The sequence below is a fragment of the Canibacter zhoujuaniae genome, assembly GCF_011752015.1.
Lineage (GTDB): Bacteria > Actinomycetota > Actinomycetes > Actinomycetales > Microbacteriaceae > Canibacter > Canibacter zhoujuaniae.
Genome location: NZ_JAAIKA010000001.1, coordinates 963309 through 978026 on the forward strand (window position 1 = coordinate 963309; position 14718 = coordinate 978026).

10 protein-coding genes, 1 tRNA gene and 1 riboswitch are annotated in these 14718 nt (G+C 56.1%); of the genes, 5 read left to right on the forward strand and 6 right to left on the reverse strand.

Translation table 11 applies throughout. From position 1 onward, the window contains the following. Positions 1-116: 116 nt before the first annotated feature. Positions 117-746: a lipase gene (locus HCQ99_RS04580; protein WP_166986303.1), complete on the forward strand. Its 630-nt coding sequence runs from the start codon at positions 117-119 to the stop codon at positions 744-746. A gap of 93 nt (positions 747-839) precedes the next feature. On the opposite strand, the gene HCQ99_RS04585 is transcribed toward HCQ99_RS04580, so the two are convergent. The 5 genes from HCQ99_RS04585 to dnaK are packed head-to-tail and all read right to left on the reverse strand — an operon-like array spanning position 840 to position 5901. Next, entirely contained in the window at positions 840-2003 is a 1164-nt protein-coding gene (locus HCQ99_RS04585; protein ID WP_166986307.1) for a glycosyltransferase, read from the reverse strand. Between the two features lie 12 nt (positions 2004-2015). After that, on the reverse strand, positions 2016-2444 hold the full coding sequence (locus HCQ99_RS04590) for a heat shock protein transcriptional repressor HspR (protein WP_243854543.1): 429 nt from the start codon (positions 2442-2444) through the stop codon (positions 2016-2018). 15 nt (positions 2445-2459) lie between these two features. Continuing rightward, positions 2460-3407: a DnaJ C-terminal domain-containing protein gene (locus HCQ99_RS04595; RefSeq protein WP_166986310.1), complete on the reverse strand. Its 948-nt coding sequence runs from the start codon at positions 3405-3407 to the stop codon at positions 2460-2462. Beyond that, positions 3400-4053: a nucleotide exchange factor GrpE gene (locus HCQ99_RS04600; protein ID WP_166986313.1), complete on the reverse strand. Its 654-nt coding sequence runs from the start codon at positions 4051-4053 to the stop codon at positions 3400-3402. The genes HCQ99_RS04595 and HCQ99_RS04600 overlap by 8 nt, the downstream gene beginning before the upstream one ends. Positions 4054-4056: 3 nt before the next feature. Further along, positions 4057-5901, reverse strand: coding sequence for a molecular chaperone DnaK (gene dnaK, locus HCQ99_RS04605; protein ID WP_166986316.1), 1845 nt, complete (start codon positions 5899-5901; stop codon positions 4057-4059). 235 nt (positions 5902-6136) lie between these two features. On the opposite strand from dnaK, the gene HCQ99_RS04610 reads away from it, so the two are divergent. After that, complete coding sequence (locus tag HCQ99_RS04610; protein WP_243854542.1) at positions 6137-7426, forward strand: ATP-dependent DNA helicase; 1290 nt, start codon at positions 6137-6139, stop codon at positions 7424-7426. Here the strand turns inward: HCQ99_RS04610 and HCQ99_RS04615 are convergent. Then, a complete protein-coding gene (locus tag HCQ99_RS04615; RefSeq protein WP_166986319.1) occupies positions 7423-8529 on the reverse strand; it encodes a biliverdin-producing heme oxygenase in 1107 nt (368 codons plus the stop codon). The genes HCQ99_RS04610 and HCQ99_RS04615 overlap by 4 nt on opposite strands. A 233-nt stretch (positions 8530-8762) precedes the next feature. On the opposite strand from HCQ99_RS04615, the gene HCQ99_RS04620 reads away from it, so the two are divergent. The 3 genes from HCQ99_RS04620 to HCQ99_RS04630 all read left to right on the forward strand — a co-directional run. Beyond that, positions 8763-8836, forward strand: a tRNA-Gly gene (locus HCQ99_RS04620). Positions 8837-9016: 180 nt separating this feature from the next. Further along, a riboswitch (SAM riboswitch) is annotated at positions 9017-9117 on the forward strand. Between the two features lie 109 nt (positions 9118-9226). Further along, positions 9227-10684 carry an LLM class flavin-dependent oxidoreductase gene (locus HCQ99_RS04625; RefSeq protein WP_166986322.1) on the forward strand — a complete coding sequence of 486 codons (1458 nt, stop codon included), beginning with the start codon at positions 9227-9229 and terminating at the stop codon, positions 10682-10684. Positions 10685-10925: 241 nt separating this feature from the next. Further along, positions 10926-14718, forward strand: a 3793-nt coding sequence (locus HCQ99_RS04630; protein ID WP_243854786.1) for a YPDG domain-containing protein, incomplete at its 3' end; no start/stop codon positions are given.

Sequence of the window (14718 nt, forward strand, 5' to 3'; positions counted from 1 at the left end):
ATTTTTAAAATAACAGTTTGATAACTTGCTTTATAACGAAGAAGTAACAGATAATTATCGAGTTGGTTTAATTCTCTTACGAAAACCACGAAGCTAACACTTCAGGAGGAACAAGCATGCGTCGAGCGTCAAAAGGTAGCGTCGTTGCAATTATTGCTGCGTTCACTCTCAGCTTCGCAACCGCTCCAGCCAACGCATACGCCGGTAACGAAGATCCTGAAACAGCTTTTGCTGCAACCACCGGACAAACACTCGTGACAGTAGATAGCGACCTCGCATCTGAATCACTTGACGCGCTCTCTGTTGCAATCTCAACCGACTCACTGGTTGTCGGTCACCACTTCGATGTAAAGGCCGCTATCGCGCAGGCTCGCTCTGAGATCGGCACGAGCCGCCCAACCGGTTGGAATCAGCCCGGTGAGTGCCTGATTAGCGCAAAGCGTTGGATTAACGCTGGTGGCGGCGCATGGGTGCACGGCGGCACTCCGGTCAATAACTACCAGAACGCAACCCGCCTACCGATCTCTGCAGCGATGCCCGGTGACGTTATTCAATACGAATACATTGCTTCACCGCACAGCTGGGCTGCGGGCGTGCACACTATGCTTGTCACCGGTGTAAACGACGACGGCACCCTGCAGATCATCGAGTCTAACAACCCTGGCGGGTCGGGGCTCGTGAGCGAAAACACGAAGTTCACACCGAACCCACCTGCTGGCTTCCAAGCAGTTGTTTGGCGCTTCTAAAATATCGGTTGATACTTCCGAGCTAGTGCCCGGCGTTCTAAACCGTCGTCTGACACTCCCCAAACCACTAGCTGGGGTTTCTAAACCCGCAAACTAGCCGCGGTAGAGTTCTTCAAACCTGTCGAGCGTGTTATTGATGTCGTGCACTTTGACAGCCTCTAACGAAGCCTTTTGCATCGCCTGAAATTCTTCGTGTGGCAGAGACAGAATGTGCTTGAGATGCGTCGCCAGCTCAGCGTCGTCGCGCGGCTCAAAGAGAAAACCGTTCTGACCAACCGTCACCAGATGCGGCAGTGCCATGGCGTTTGCCGCAACAATTGGCAGCCCCGAAGCCATTGCCTCCATCGTTGCGATCGACTGCAGCTCAGCAATTGACGCAATAGCAAACACCGACCCCTTGGTGAGTGTTGCACGCAGCGTTTCGTCACTGGCGCGGCCGTGGAACACCACTCGCTCCCGCACACCCAGCTCGCTGGCGAGCTTCTCGAGCGCCGGCAGCTGATCGCCGGGGCCCACCAAATCGAGCCCGACCTCTGCGTCTAACCGCGCAACTGCGCGCAGCAGCACGTCAACGTGTTTCTCTTGCGTCATGCGCCCAACAAACACGACACGCTTTTCGGTGCGCTCGCTCAGGTCTGCAACGTACTGGCTCGCGTCAAGGCCGCAGCTGACGGGCAGCACCCCTGTGCGGGGTGTTGAGCGCTCTAAGAAGTCAGCGGCACGCCTTGTTGGGGTGGTGATCCCATCGGCACGGCGCAACACACTGTCAGCATCATGCCAGCCCCACTTTACGCACAGCCGGCGCAGCCACAGCGGCATACTCCACAGATCCACAATGTTCTCTGGCATCACATGGTTGGTTGCAATAAGGCGAATCCCTCGCTTTTTTGCTTCCTTCGAGAGTGCACGACCGATAATAATGTGCGACTGAATATGGATCACATCAGGTTGCACAGAATCAAGCAACTGCCGCACATAGTGGTCAACGCGCCAGGGCAGCACAAAGCGCACCCACTCATGCATCAAAAGCCGCCAGGAAGGCAGACGGTGCACTGTCATCTCTTGCCCTTCGACCACCTCTCGGTAGCGGCCGTGGGTTGTGAAAGTGGCTGCCGGCGCAGCGATGTGCACATCGTGACCCCGCTCCACTAATCCCGCAGCTAAACGCTCGGCAAAACGGGCGGCGCCGTTAATGTTTGGTGTAAAAGTGTCACAGCCTACTAATATTTTCAACGGCTCGGTGCGGGTTTCAGTCATAACTGTTACAGTCTAGAGCCTAGGCTGGGGTCGCCACACCACTAATTCAGTTTTTCTGCGCACGCGTGTGCCGCGACTGACGCTCACAACCTCTCCGCCGGTACCGGCTGCAAACACACGGCGTTCACTGCCCACCACCGCATCGGCCAGCGCTCTTTCAAGCTCTCGCACGCGCTGCTCGAGGCGCCCAACCTCATTTTGCAGGGTGAGTACCCGGCGAATACCCTCCAAACTCAAGCCCTCGTTAGAGAGCTGTTGAATCTGGCGCAGCTGTTCAATATCGTGCAGTGAGTATCGCCGGGTGTTACCTCTGGTGCGTTGCGGGCTGACCAGGCCGATCCGGTCGTACTGCCGCAGAGTTTGCGGATGCATGTCGCTGAGCTCAGCGGCCTGCGCGATCGGGAAAATCGGCGAATACCGATTCATGCGTTCGTCAGCCATCCAACAACACCTCGCTTAGGCTTTCGCGCGCGCGAGCAGATCGTCACGCGGGTTTTCTTTTGGCTCAACCTCGCGGAAAGCCGCAAGTGCCTGCTCCTGCTCATCGCTTAAGTGCGATGGCACAACCACCTGCACCTCTGCCAGCAGATCGCCTGTGCCACCGTCAGCAGCGATGCCGCGGCCTTTAACGCGCAGCACGCGACCGCTCGGAGTGTGCGGTGCGATCTTGAGTTTCACGGTTTCGCCGTCTAGAGTTGGCACCTCGATAGTGGCACCGAAAACCGCTTCAGTAAAGGTGATCGGCACCTTCACCCGCAGGTTTTTTCCGTCGCGCTCCCACACCGGGTGCGGGCGCACTTTCACAGTTAGCACCAGGTTGCCGGCCGGCCCGCCGTTCGGGCTCGGCTCGCCCTTGCCGCGCACTTTGATCTTTTTCCCGTCGGCAATACCCGCGGGGATCCGCACCTTTATCTGGCCGTGCTGCGTGTTGAGCGTAATGGTGTCACCGGCAACCGCTGAGCGGAAACTCACCGTGGTGTTGGCCGCAATATCGCGCCCCGGAGTCGGCGCAAACCCGAAACCTCCGCCACCTCCGCCGCCAAACATGTTGAACAGGTCTTCATAGCTCGTCGAGCCGTTTGGAGCACCGCGCCTCGCGCCCCCGCCGAACATGCCGCCGAAAATATCCTCAAAGCCGCCGGCACCCTGGCTGAAGCGCGCTCCGCCCGCACCCATCGCGCGAATCTGATCGTACTCCTGCCGCTGCTGTTTGTCTGACAGCACCGAATATGCTTCGCTGATGTCTTTAAACTTCGCCTCGGCCGCCGCATCGCCCGGATTTGAGTCCGGGTGGTACTTGTGCGCCAGCTTGTGATACTTCTTGGTTAGCTCTTTATCTGAAACGTCTTTATCGACGCCTAAGACTTTATAAAAGTCTTTCTCTAACCAATCCTGACTAGCCATCTGCAGCCACCACCGCTACTTTTGCGGGGCGCAGCTCAACGTTTCCTAGGCGATAGCCACGCTCCACAACATCAAGCACAGTGTTTGGCTCCTGCCCGGGCACAGGCACCTGCGCAATTGCTTCGTGCTGCTGCGGGTCAAACTGCTCTCCTTTTTCGCCGAAAGCAACCAGCCCCATTTTCTCGAGCGTTGTGCGCAGCTTCTGGGCGATAGCGGCAACGGCGCTGCCCTCCGGCAGGTCTCCGTGCTGCTCTGCCCGATCGAAGTCGTCGAGCACACCCAGCAGTGACAGCACGATGCTCGCCTTTGCCCGGTCGCGCTCGATTTCAGCGTTCGCCTCGGTGCGCTTGCGGTAGTTTGCATACTCCGCGGTGAGGCGGCGCAGATCCTCCAAATACGGATTTTCTTGCGGATCTGCGGCTTCTTCGTCAGCTACTGCCTCTGCCGCATCGTTTGCTGTCTGTGCGCCCGCTGCTTTTGCTTCAGCGGTCTGTTCCGCGTCGAGAATGTCTGCAACCGTAAAGTCAGCACTGTTTGCGCCGTCTGCTGTCTGTTCCTCATGCGCCGCAGGGCCGGTAGCGTCTGCCGCCGGCCCCTCAGCCTGAGGAACCTCTTCGCCCTCTGGGCGCTGTTCCTCATTAGTCATGATTTACTTCTGCTCTCCCTCGTCGTCAACAACCTCTGCGTCGACTACGTCTTCGTCAGTTGCGCCCTCAGCAGCACCCTCAGCGGCCGCTTCCTCTTGCGCTGCGGCGTAGATTGCCTGACCGAGCTTGGTCTGGCTCTCTGCGAGCTTATCTGCTGCTGTCTTAACAGCGTCGTCGTCATCTCCTGCGAGCGCATCCTTTAGCGCTTTCAGGTCTGCTGAAACCTCAGACTTCACGTCTTCTGGCAGCTTGTCTTCATTCTCTGAGATGAGCTTGTCAACTGAGTATGCAAGCTGCTCTGCGCTGTTGCGGTTCTCAGCTGCTTCGCGACGCTTCTGATCTTCAGCTGCGTGCTCTTCAGCTTCCTTGACCATGCGGTCGATGTCTTCCTGTGACAGGCTAGACCCTCCCGAGATGGTGATCGTCTGCTCCTTGCCGGTGCCCTTGTCTTTCGCGCTCACCTGCACAATACCGTTCGCGTCGATATCGAAGGTTACCTCGATCTGTGGAATACCACGCGGCGCAGGTGCGATCCCTGTCAGCTCGAAGGTGCCAAGGTTCTTGTTGTCGCGGGTGAATTCACGCTCACCCTGGAAAACCTGAATCGAAACCGATGGCTGGTTGTCTTCTGCGGTGGTGAATGTTTCTGACCGCTTGGTTGGGATCGCGGTGTTGCGCTTGATGAGCTTGGTCATGATGCCGCCCTTGGTCTCAATACCGAGAGACAGTGGGGTGACGTCGATAAGCAGCACATCCTTGCGCTCACCCTTTAGCACGCCCGCCTGCAGCGCAGCACCAACAGCCACAACCTCATCAGGGTTTACACCCTTGTTTGGCTCTTTGCCGCCGGTCAGCTGCTTCACGAGCTCGGTCACTGCTGGCATACGGGTTGAGCCACCAACGAGCACAACGTGGGCGATGTCGTTTACGCTCACGCCAGCTTCAGCAATAACATCGTTAAACGGCTTCTTAGTGCGTTCGAGCAGGTCTTTGGTGAGCTCCTCAAACTTTGCACGGGTCAGTGTCTCGTCCAGGTTTACCGGCCCCTCTGGAGTTAGTGAGAGGTATGGCAGCTGAATGTTGGTGCTGCTTGAGGTTGACAGCTCTTTCTTTGCCTGCTCAGCGGCTTCCTTCAGACGCTGCAGCGCAATTTTGTCGGTTGAAACATCAACCCCGGATGCGCTCTTGAGCTGGTTGATGAGCCAGTCTACGATGCGCTGATCCCAGTCGTCACCACCGAGTCGGTTGTCACCGCTGGTTGCGCGCACCTGAATGGTAGAGAGGTCGTCGTCCTTACCAACTTCGAGCAGTGAGACGTCGAAGGTGCCGCCGCCGAGGTCGAAAACAAGAATCAGCTCGTCTTCTTTACCCTTGTCAAGGCCATATGCGAGCGCGGCAGCGGTTGGCTCGTTCACAATGCGAAGCACGTTCAGACCTGCGATCTCACCGGCTTCTTTGGTTGCCTGACGCTCTGCGTCGTTAAAGTATGCGGGGACGGTGATAACGGCGTCTGTCACCTTGTCACCAAGATAGGTTTCAGCGTCGCGCTTCAGCTTCATCAGCGTGCGCGCGGAAATCTCCTGCGGGGTGTACTTCTTGTCGTCGATGTCGATCGTCCAGTCGGTGCCCATGTGGCGCTTTACCGAAGCGAGGGTGCGGTCGACGTTTGTGACCGCCTGACGCTTAGCGGTTTCACCGACGAGCACTTCACCGTCTTTTGTGAAGGCAACAATTGATGGTGTTGTGCGAGCGCCCTCAGCGTTCGCGATTACCTTTGGCTCGCCACCCTCAAGAACTGAAACTACTGAGTTTGTAGTGCCGAGGTCAATGCCTACTGCGCGTGACATATTTTCTCCTTTTGTCGAAACGGCTCACAGACTTGAGCCTTACACACTCAAGTTTACGTGCGGCACACCACTTGTCAAGCCAGATTCACAAAAGTTGAGCGAATTTGACTCAACTTTAAGCTGGTTCTCAGAAATGGTGCGGATCGCGCGAAAAACCACTGAAGTTTCAAGCCCTACCGCGGATCCGCAAACTAGAAAGATAGCATTTAAGAATGGCCTGCAACTAAGGAGAGACGTGGCTCGCAAAAAGAAGGTGAAACTCAGCGCCGCGCAGCAAGCGGTTTTTGAGCGTATCGAACTGTCAAACGAGCACCTCTTCATTACCGGCAAGGCTGGCACCGGCAAATCGACGCTGCTGCAGCACCTTGCGCGACACACGTCGAAACAAATAGCGATTTGCGCCCCGACAGGTGTTGCTGCGCTTGGCGTCGGCGGTCAAACAATTCACTCGCTGCTGCGCCTGCCCGTGGGGGTTATAGCCGATCATGAGCTAACTCAGAGTCGCGACTTAAAAAAGATGCTCGCAGCTATTGAGCTGCTGGTGATCGATGAGATTTCGATGGTTTCGGCAGATCTGATGGACGGCATCGATCGCGCCCTCCGTCTCGCGCGGCGCAAACCCTTTGACCCGTTTGGTGGGTGCCAGATTGTGATGTTCGGCGACCCGTATCAGCTGCCGCCCGTGGTGCCCCGTGACGAACACGAACGCGCATATATGAAAGACACCTACCGTTCGCTCTGGTTTTTTGACGCCAAGGTGTGGGAGACAGCTGCAGTGTCAGTTATCGAATTGAATGAGGTGCACCGCCAAAAAGACGGGCGCTTTAAAGAGATTCTGTCGGCGCTGCGTGAGGGGCGGGTAACCGCAGATATGGCGGAAGAAATAAACGCCGCAGGCTGTCGCCCGGCACCCGCTACCGGCGTTATAACCCTCGCAACCACAAACGCCACAGTGAATCGTATTAATGCCGCACGGCTTGCTGAGCTGCCCGGGCGCACCTTAAAGGCACGGGCAGAGATTACAGGCGAATTTAAGCAGCACTCCTTCCCCGCCGATGAAACCCTAGAGCTGAAAGTGGGGGCGCAGGTGATGTTTTTACGCAACGATCCCGATGGGCGCTGGGTTAACGGCACAATCGGTGTTGTATCGCGCATCGCCGGTAACGTCTGGGTTGAGATTGACCACGAGGAGCACGAGGTTGAGCCAACCGTCTGGGAGCGGTTTCAATACACCTACGACGCAGAACTCGGCAAACTCGAGCGCGAAGTTGCGGCAGAGTTTGAACAGTTCCCGCTGCGGCTAGCGTGGGCCGTCACGATCCATAAATCGCAGGGGCACACATACGATAGAGCGATTGTTGACCTCGGCCCTAGAGCCTTTAGCGCCGGGCAGACCTATGTAGCGTTAAGCCGTGTGCGCTCAATCGAGGGGCTCTATCTCACCAGGCCGCTAAAGCCGAGTGATGTTATCGTCGACCAGAATGTGCAAAGGTTTATGCGCACACAGCTGTCGCTCGGCGATTAAAGCGTCGCGTGACGTCTAGTAGCGCGGGTTACTGCTTCCGCTTTAACGGCTGCCAGGTCGTTAAACACGGCTGTGTTGAACTCATAGGCCATCCGCACCTCATCGAGGAACCTTTCGTGCCCTGCCGCATCGAGCGTTTCCCCGAGGGCGTCGAGGTTTGCACGATACTCGTTCTTAAAGGCGTCAAGGTCTGGGATGCTATTGAATTCATAGAATTCAACCCCCGCATGCTCGAAGCCGTGCTGCTTCCGCATCCGCCTCGCGATCATCTGCCCACCCGACAGATCGCCGAGGTAGCGGGTGTAGTGGTGTGCGACGATGCCCGGCAGGTAGCCTTCTGCACCGCATTTACGAATCCGATTTGTGTATTCGGTAACCGCTGGCACCGGCGCAATCTTCTCGCGCCAGTCATCACCGATCAGATGCTCTAAGTCTGCTTCGAGCGCACTCATGCGCAGCAGCTCTTCAGAAATAAACGGCCGGGTAGCGTCTTCCTGCGCGAGCAGGGTAGTTACCTCTTCGAGCGCGGCATACATATAGTAGTGCTGTGCGACAAGGTCGATGTAGTCCTGCAGCGGCGCCTGCCCACGCATAATATCTGCCATAAAGCTCGCACCCTCACTATCTGAGTGGAAGCCCCAGCTGCGATGGCGCACAACCGCCGAAAAAGGAGCATCGTCTGGCAGCGGCGCGGGCTGTTTTTTGCCCGGGTGACCGTGGTGGGCACCGCCGTGGTTGCCACCACCGTGGTGGCCGTGCGGCGCACTATAACCGCCTGCGTGCGGGTTTTCGCTGCTAGCAGTTTCGCTGCCCCGCGGCGCAGTGCCGGTTTTTTTGCAGGCCTCTTCATATAGCGCAACAATTTCCCGGCGGATTTCTGCACGCTCACTAATCACGCCACACGGCCACTCAACGCGCAGCTGGTGCTCACCAGCCGGGTTCACAACCCGCCAAGTGCCGGAGTTAGTGTCAAGGCCCACCATTTTTGCTTCGGTTGCGTCAGGGTATCCGAATGCTCGCGCAATGAGCAAACAGTCATCATTGTGATCGTCGTTCATGTGCGTTAGCACTGCCTGAATTACTTCCTGAGAAAACGCTGTCATACCAATCACCATAGAGCATGGCATAGGCCAAGCGCATCATCATCTGATGAAGTATTTTTCCGCGTACTTACGCGGAAGTTGCGCGCAATTCATCGGATGAAGTGCCGCTCTGGGCCGAGTTTTCGGCACTTCTCAAACACCACACTCCATGCTCTCCACACACCGGGCGGCATAAAATTTTATTTCAGAATTTCTACTATCTGATACCCTATATTTTGCGTCCTACGCAGATTGCGGGTGTAGTTCAATGGTAGAACATCAGCTTCCCAAGCTGAGAGCGCGAGTTCGATTCTCGTCACCCGCTCCACTATCACCTCCGCTTTATACTCGGCAGATGACCGCCTTACTTACGCAGATGCTCCGCTCATATGGTCGGCGGTAACCTCTGCCGGACCAATCGGTGAGGGGTGGCTAACTTCGGCAGCGAGCGTAACAAAGTGAAACATAGGCTCCTCTAGTGGGCTGTGTGGGTTACAGTAAATCTCGAGATCAAGAGTCCCAACATCAAGCTCTGGCTAGTTGGGCGGCAACCCTCTCCCGTAGCGGGGTGCCCCAGATGAGGATCAGGCAGGAATGCAAGTACGGCGCAACCAAGGCGCCACCTTCGCGAAAACTCGGTTCTTTTACCTTAGGTAAAGGCACTAGTGGCAGCACGGGCGCGGAGGGCTAAACATCAGTTGTGAAAGGGCCCGGCGCCATGACCGAGAAGAAGCGCATTGTCGTCAACGCTTTTGATATGACAACTCCCAGCCACCAGAGCTTTGGCCTGTGGCGTCACCCCCGTAACCGTGCGGACGAGTACAACACCATTAAATACTGGACAGATCTGGCTAAGGTGTGCGAGAAGGGTCTGTTTGACGCCATTTTTATCGCTGATGTGGTCGGCGTCTACGATGTCTACAAAGATTCCGTAGCTCCCGTGCTGAATGATGGCGCCCAGGTTCCTGTGGGCGATCCATTCCTGCAGATTTCCGCCATGGCCGCTGTCACCGAGCACCTGGGCTTTGGCGTTACCGCCGCTGTCACATACAACCAGCCCTACACTCTGGCCCGCTCCTACTCCACCCTGGATCACCTGACCGGTGGTCGCGTGGGCTTCAACGTGGTGACCTCCTACCTGCAGTCTGCTGCTGAAAACCAGGGCCTGCCCGGTCAGATTGACCACGATGAGCGCTATGAGATTGCCGAAGAGTTCCTCGATGTCTGCTACAAGCTGTGGGAAGGCTCCTGGGAAGACGACGCTGTGCCTCGCGACCGCGAAAATGGGGTCTTTGCTGATTCCTCAAAGGTTCACCCCATTCTTCACAAGGGAAAATACTTCCAGGTGCCCGGTATCGCCCTGACTGAGCCTTCCCCGCAGCGCACTCCCGTTATTTTCCAGGCCGGCGCCTCCTCACGCGGCCAGGCTTTCTCTGGCCAGCACGCCGAAGCTATCTTTATTACCGCCCTGCGCCCCCACCTGACCAAGGTGCTGACCGAGCGCATCCGCAACGCAGCCGAGAAGGCCGGCCGTAAGCGCGATGATGTGAAGATCCTGGCCATGCTTTCCGTTGTTGTAGACGAAACCGACGAGAAGGCTCAGGCCAAGTATGCCGAGTATCTTAAGTACCAGGACATTGAGGCATCTCAAGGCATTATCGGCGGCTGGAGCGGCGTTGATTTGGATCAGTTCGATGAGGACGAGGCCCTCAAATACGTTGAAACCGAGTCTATTCAGTCATTCCTGACCCCCTTCACCCTGCAGGACAAGGAGAAGGAGTGGACCCGCAAGGACATCGCCGAGCACTGTGCCACCGGCGGCATGGGCGCGGTTCTGGTGGGCTCTGCTCAGACCGTCGCCGATGAACTGGAGAAGTGGATCGACGAGGGCGGCTTGGACGGTATTAACCTGGCCTACCATGTTTCCCCCGGCTCTTTCGAGGATTTCGTAGAGTTTGTCGTTCCCGAACTGCAGAAGCGCGGCCGCTACCGCACCGCCTACGAGGGCTCAACCCTGCGTGAGAGCCTCTTTGGTGCGGGCAACAAATATGTGGACGAGCGCCACCCTGCTGCCAAGTACCGCGGCGCCTACGCGGGTAAGCCCTCTGCGGCTGACACTCCGGCGCGCGACTTCCTTAAACTGGCGCTTGAGAAGGCTGCGGCCCAAGGCCAGTAGTTCGCTAATCTACAGGGCGTAGATCAGCACCGCTGCCCGATAATAAAGCCTGCAATAGCGCCATCTACAAGGGTGGCAACTGCAGTGATCCCCCCCCCCCGAAGCGTCTCAGTTGATCATTTGCAGACAGAGCCGAAAACTGGTTTACTTGGTACGAGTCGCTACCCGCATGGGGCAGAAGTGTGCCCGTATTTGGTTCGCGACGCCCCCACCCCCGATTAAAGAAAGGATCTCATCTGTGATGAGGGAAAATAATTATTCTTCGAGCAGATGGCGTTTTTCACGCCTGAAGCTCACAGCTACCTGTGGTGTAGCTGCTTTAGTGGTTGGAAGCCTCAGTGTGGGCGCCGGGGGAGTTGCTTACGCTTCCTCCCCTGATAATCCTGCCGAGGTCGGGGTAAGCTACCCCGGTTTCAACCCTGACAACGTCTATCAGACAGGCGCTGATGAGCAGCGCTACACCTACAGCGGTCAGGCTGCTAAATACCCTGATGCCATTGAGTCCCCATCAAACTCTGACGGCAGCCAGACCATCTCGGGTCAGGTTTTTGTGCAGCGCTATGGTGGCTTCGCGGTAGACAGCAAAAACGACGCGAAAATGCGCGCGATCCCTCTTGAAGGTGTGCGCGTCTACGCTCAGTGGAAGGAAAAAGACGGGACTGTCTCCCCTATCTACACCACCACAACCAACGCAGCCGGTGAGTACTTCATCAAACTGGCTGACTTCACCACCGCTGCAGGTAAGACCTACCATTTTGATGCAGATCCTAACCTCCCAGAGGGCGAAAAGTGGCGCGTCTGGGCAGATAACCCTGACAAGGGCAATCTGACGCAGCTTGCAAACTACATGAACGGCCAGTTTGGCCCTCCAACCTATACATACGACACTGAGGTGCATGCTGGTATCGGCAATGACATCGTCACCGGTGCACACATTCGTTACGGCCTAAAGCCTCAGAATGACGCCATGCACAACCTCGACGCTGTCAAAGCAACCCCTGCAGCTGACGGTGCTGGCCAGGTTAAAGGTCAAATCCGTTGGGAGCTTTCGAAGCTTGTTGCTCCAACCGGCTGGACCGGCGGTCTCATTCCGCGCTACTCACCTAACGGTGCAGATGTCGGCGCTGATAACGTAACCGTTTACGGTTCTTACCTCTCCGACTACGCTCTCTCCAAGATTTACGCTGAAGATCCACGCACTTTCGGCTCTGACGGCAAGGTCCGTGACGCAAGCTGGACCATGGATAATGAGGCAAAGCTGCAGGACTGGATTCGCCGCCAGATCGCTGCTGAGGGTAAAGAGAAGTGGATCGCAGAAACAGTATCTGCGATAACCGACAACCGTGGACGTTACACGCTGCAGTTCTCGGGCACATACGGTGTCGCATGGGATAACGTAGGAAACTTCGCTGGCCCAACAGAGAACGAGCGTTTCAACACTGTTGCTGAGCTGCCGACCGACGGTCGCTGGGCGACAAGCGGTGGTGACGTTGCAACCCTTGGTGGCCGCACCACAAAGCACATCAACACCGCCTGGGTTTTTGTCTCAACGAACCTCTCTGATGGCATTGCTGTCGGTACACCATGGATGGCAAACGGTTACCTGAGCGAAACCGCTTACAACGCACTCGGTGCTGGTTGGGCAAACCTTTCGCTGTACAACGGCATCAACAATGCGGATATGGCTGTCTACCCAGACTATGCAGATTTCCGAGTTAGCGATGGCGAAGGCGATCTGAACTCTGGCGTACCGGGTGATGTCGCGCAGACTATTACCTCTGGCCTGCCTACCCAGTTCGTTGACGGTAAGGTTTACCAGATTGAGTGGACTGAAGCCGAAACAGGCCGGGTTATTGCAACCGGTCCGCTTGTTGCTGCTGGCCCAGACGGAACGATCCCTTCATTCCCGCTGGAAACCGATAGGAATCTGACAAAGACAACTATCTACAACGCAACCCTTTACCCGGTTAATAAAGAAACCAGTGAGCGCGGCGAAGCTTACGCTGTTGACTCATACACGGTAGTTGTTGGGCACAAGCCTATCTATGACGAGGTAACCGGTAAGCCAGGCGAAACTCTGACTTCTCCAGTTAAGGGCTTTGACCTAACCACCACGGAAGAAGAAGAACGTATTTCTGCAGACGCTTTGGATCCAAAGCTGGCTGCCGAGAATCCATTCTCGATTCCGGAAACCTTTAAAGCTCCTGAGGGTTGGACCGCAACAATCGATCCAAAGACCGGTGAGGTAACCGTTGTTCCACCTGCTGATGCTGCGCCTGGCACCGAAATTACGGTTCCAGTTGTTGTAACCTTTGCTGACGGCACAACAACAACAGGTGAGGCAAAGTTCGAGATCACTAAACCTGCTGATGTGGATACATACCAGCCTGTTTATCCAGAAGTAACGGTGAATGAGGGCGCTCCTATTACTGTTCCTGCGCCAACCTCTGACCCTGCACTGCCTGAGGGAACCAAGTTCGAGATCGTAAACAATGCGGGTATCCCAGGCCTCACAGTTGACGAGAATGGTGCTATTACCGGCACTGCTCCAAACGTTGACTCTGACACCCCGTACGTTGTAGAGGTCAAGGTAACCTACCCAGACGGCACCTCTGAGACAGTGTCGGTAACTCTGAACGTTTCTGACGTTCCTGCTGAGGCTCCTAAGCAGAGCGACCAGCACGACCCGGGATACGACCCTGCAACAGGTAAGAGCGGTGATACTGTCACAGTCGAGCAGACCGGTGACAAGGATGTTCCTGCAGGAACTAAGTTTGAGGTTCCTGAGAACTCACCTGTCACTGTCGATCCTGAGACCGGCACCGTGACCGTGACCATTCCTGCTGGCAGCAATCCTGGTGATGTGATTGAAGAAACCGTCACCATTACCTACCCTGATGGCACAACCGATACAGCAAAGGTTGTTGTAACTGTTGTTCCTGATGAGCAGCCACTGGATCCTCGTCCAATGTATCCAGTGACCATCGTTCCTGCGGGTCAGGAAACCTCTGTGACACCAACCAATGAAGGTGATGACTACCCTGAGGGCACAGTCTTCGCTATCGATGGTGGCTTTGAGGCTCCAGCCGGGTTCAAGGTTTCAATCGATCCGAACACCGGTGTGATTACTGTAGTCACAAATCCTGCTGGTAAAGATGGTGCTGACACGGAAGAGTTCACTGTTCCGGTTGTTGTCACCTATCCTGCTGATTCTGGTGCTGTAACTGACCGCGTAAACGCTAGGTTCCAGCTTGACACCGATGGTGACGGCACTCCTGACGTTACTGACACCGACGACGACGGCGACGGTCTCACTGACGAAGAAGAGCAGGCTCTGGGCACCGATCCGAAGAACCCAGACACTGATGGTGACGGGCTGACCGACGGTCAGGAAAAGGACCTGGGCACCAACCCAACCAACCCTGACACCGACGGTGACGGAATCAACGACGGTGACGAAGTATCTGGCGAAAAGAACCCGTTCAAGGACAACAAGTTCGACGAGAACGGCAACCCAGGTAACACCGACCCGAAGAACCCTGACACCGATGGTGACGGCGTAAAAGATGGTGAAGAAATCAACACCATCGTGGATCCAACAACAGGTAAAACTATTGACGATCCAAACGCTAACGATCCAAAGACCAACCCGAACTCTAAAGACACCGACGGTGACGGTGTGAATGATGATCAGGAGTTGGCTGACGGAACCGACCCAACCAACCCAGACACTGATGGTGACGGGCTGACCGACGGTCAGGAAAAGGACCTGGGCACCAACCCAACCAACCCTGACACCGACGGTGACGGAATCAACGACGGTGACGAAGTATCTGGCGAAAAGAACCCGTTCAAGGACAACAAGTTCGACGAGAACGGCAACCCAGGTAACACCGACCCGAAGAACCCTGACACCGATGGTGACGGCGTAAAAGATGGTGAAGAAATCAACACCATCGTGGATCCAACAACAGGTAAAACTATTGACGATCCAAACGCTAACGATCCAAAGACCAACCCGAACTCTAAAGACA

What these genes read in the sequence shown, in the direction of transcription:
- HCQ99_RS04590 (WP_243854543.1), bottom strand. Translation starts at nt 2,444, where the DNA reads ATGGCTGACGAACGCATGAATCGGTATTCGCCGATTTTCCCGATCGCG.
- HCQ99_RS04595 (WP_166986310.1), bottom strand. Translation starts at nt 3,407, where the DNA reads ATGGCTAGTCAGGATTGGTTAGAGAAAGACTTTTATAAAGTCTTAGGC.
- HCQ99_RS04615 (WP_166986319.1), bottom strand. Translation starts at nt 8,529, where the DNA reads ATGACAGCGTTTTCTCAGGAAGTAATTCAGGCAGTGCTAACGCACATG.
- dnaK (WP_166986316.1), bottom strand. Translation starts at nt 5,901, where the DNA reads ATGTCACGCGCAGTAGGCATTGACCTCGGCACTACAAACTCAGTAGTT.
- HCQ99_RS04625 (WP_166986322.1), top strand. Translation starts at nt 9,227, where the DNA reads ATGACCGAGAAGAAGCGCATTGTCGTCAACGCTTTTGATATGACAACT.
- HCQ99_RS04600 (WP_166986313.1), bottom strand. Translation starts at nt 4,053, where the DNA reads ATGACTAATGAGGAACAGCGCCCAGAGGGCGAAGAGGTTCCTCAGGCT.
- HCQ99_RS04580 (WP_166986303.1), top strand. Translation starts at nt 117, where the DNA reads ATGCGTCGAGCGTCAAAAGGTAGCGTCGTTGCAATTATTGCTGCGTTC.
- HCQ99_RS04585 (WP_166986307.1), bottom strand. Translation starts at nt 2,003, where the DNA reads ATGACTGAAACCCGCACCGAGCCGTTGAAAATATTAGTAGGCTGTGAC.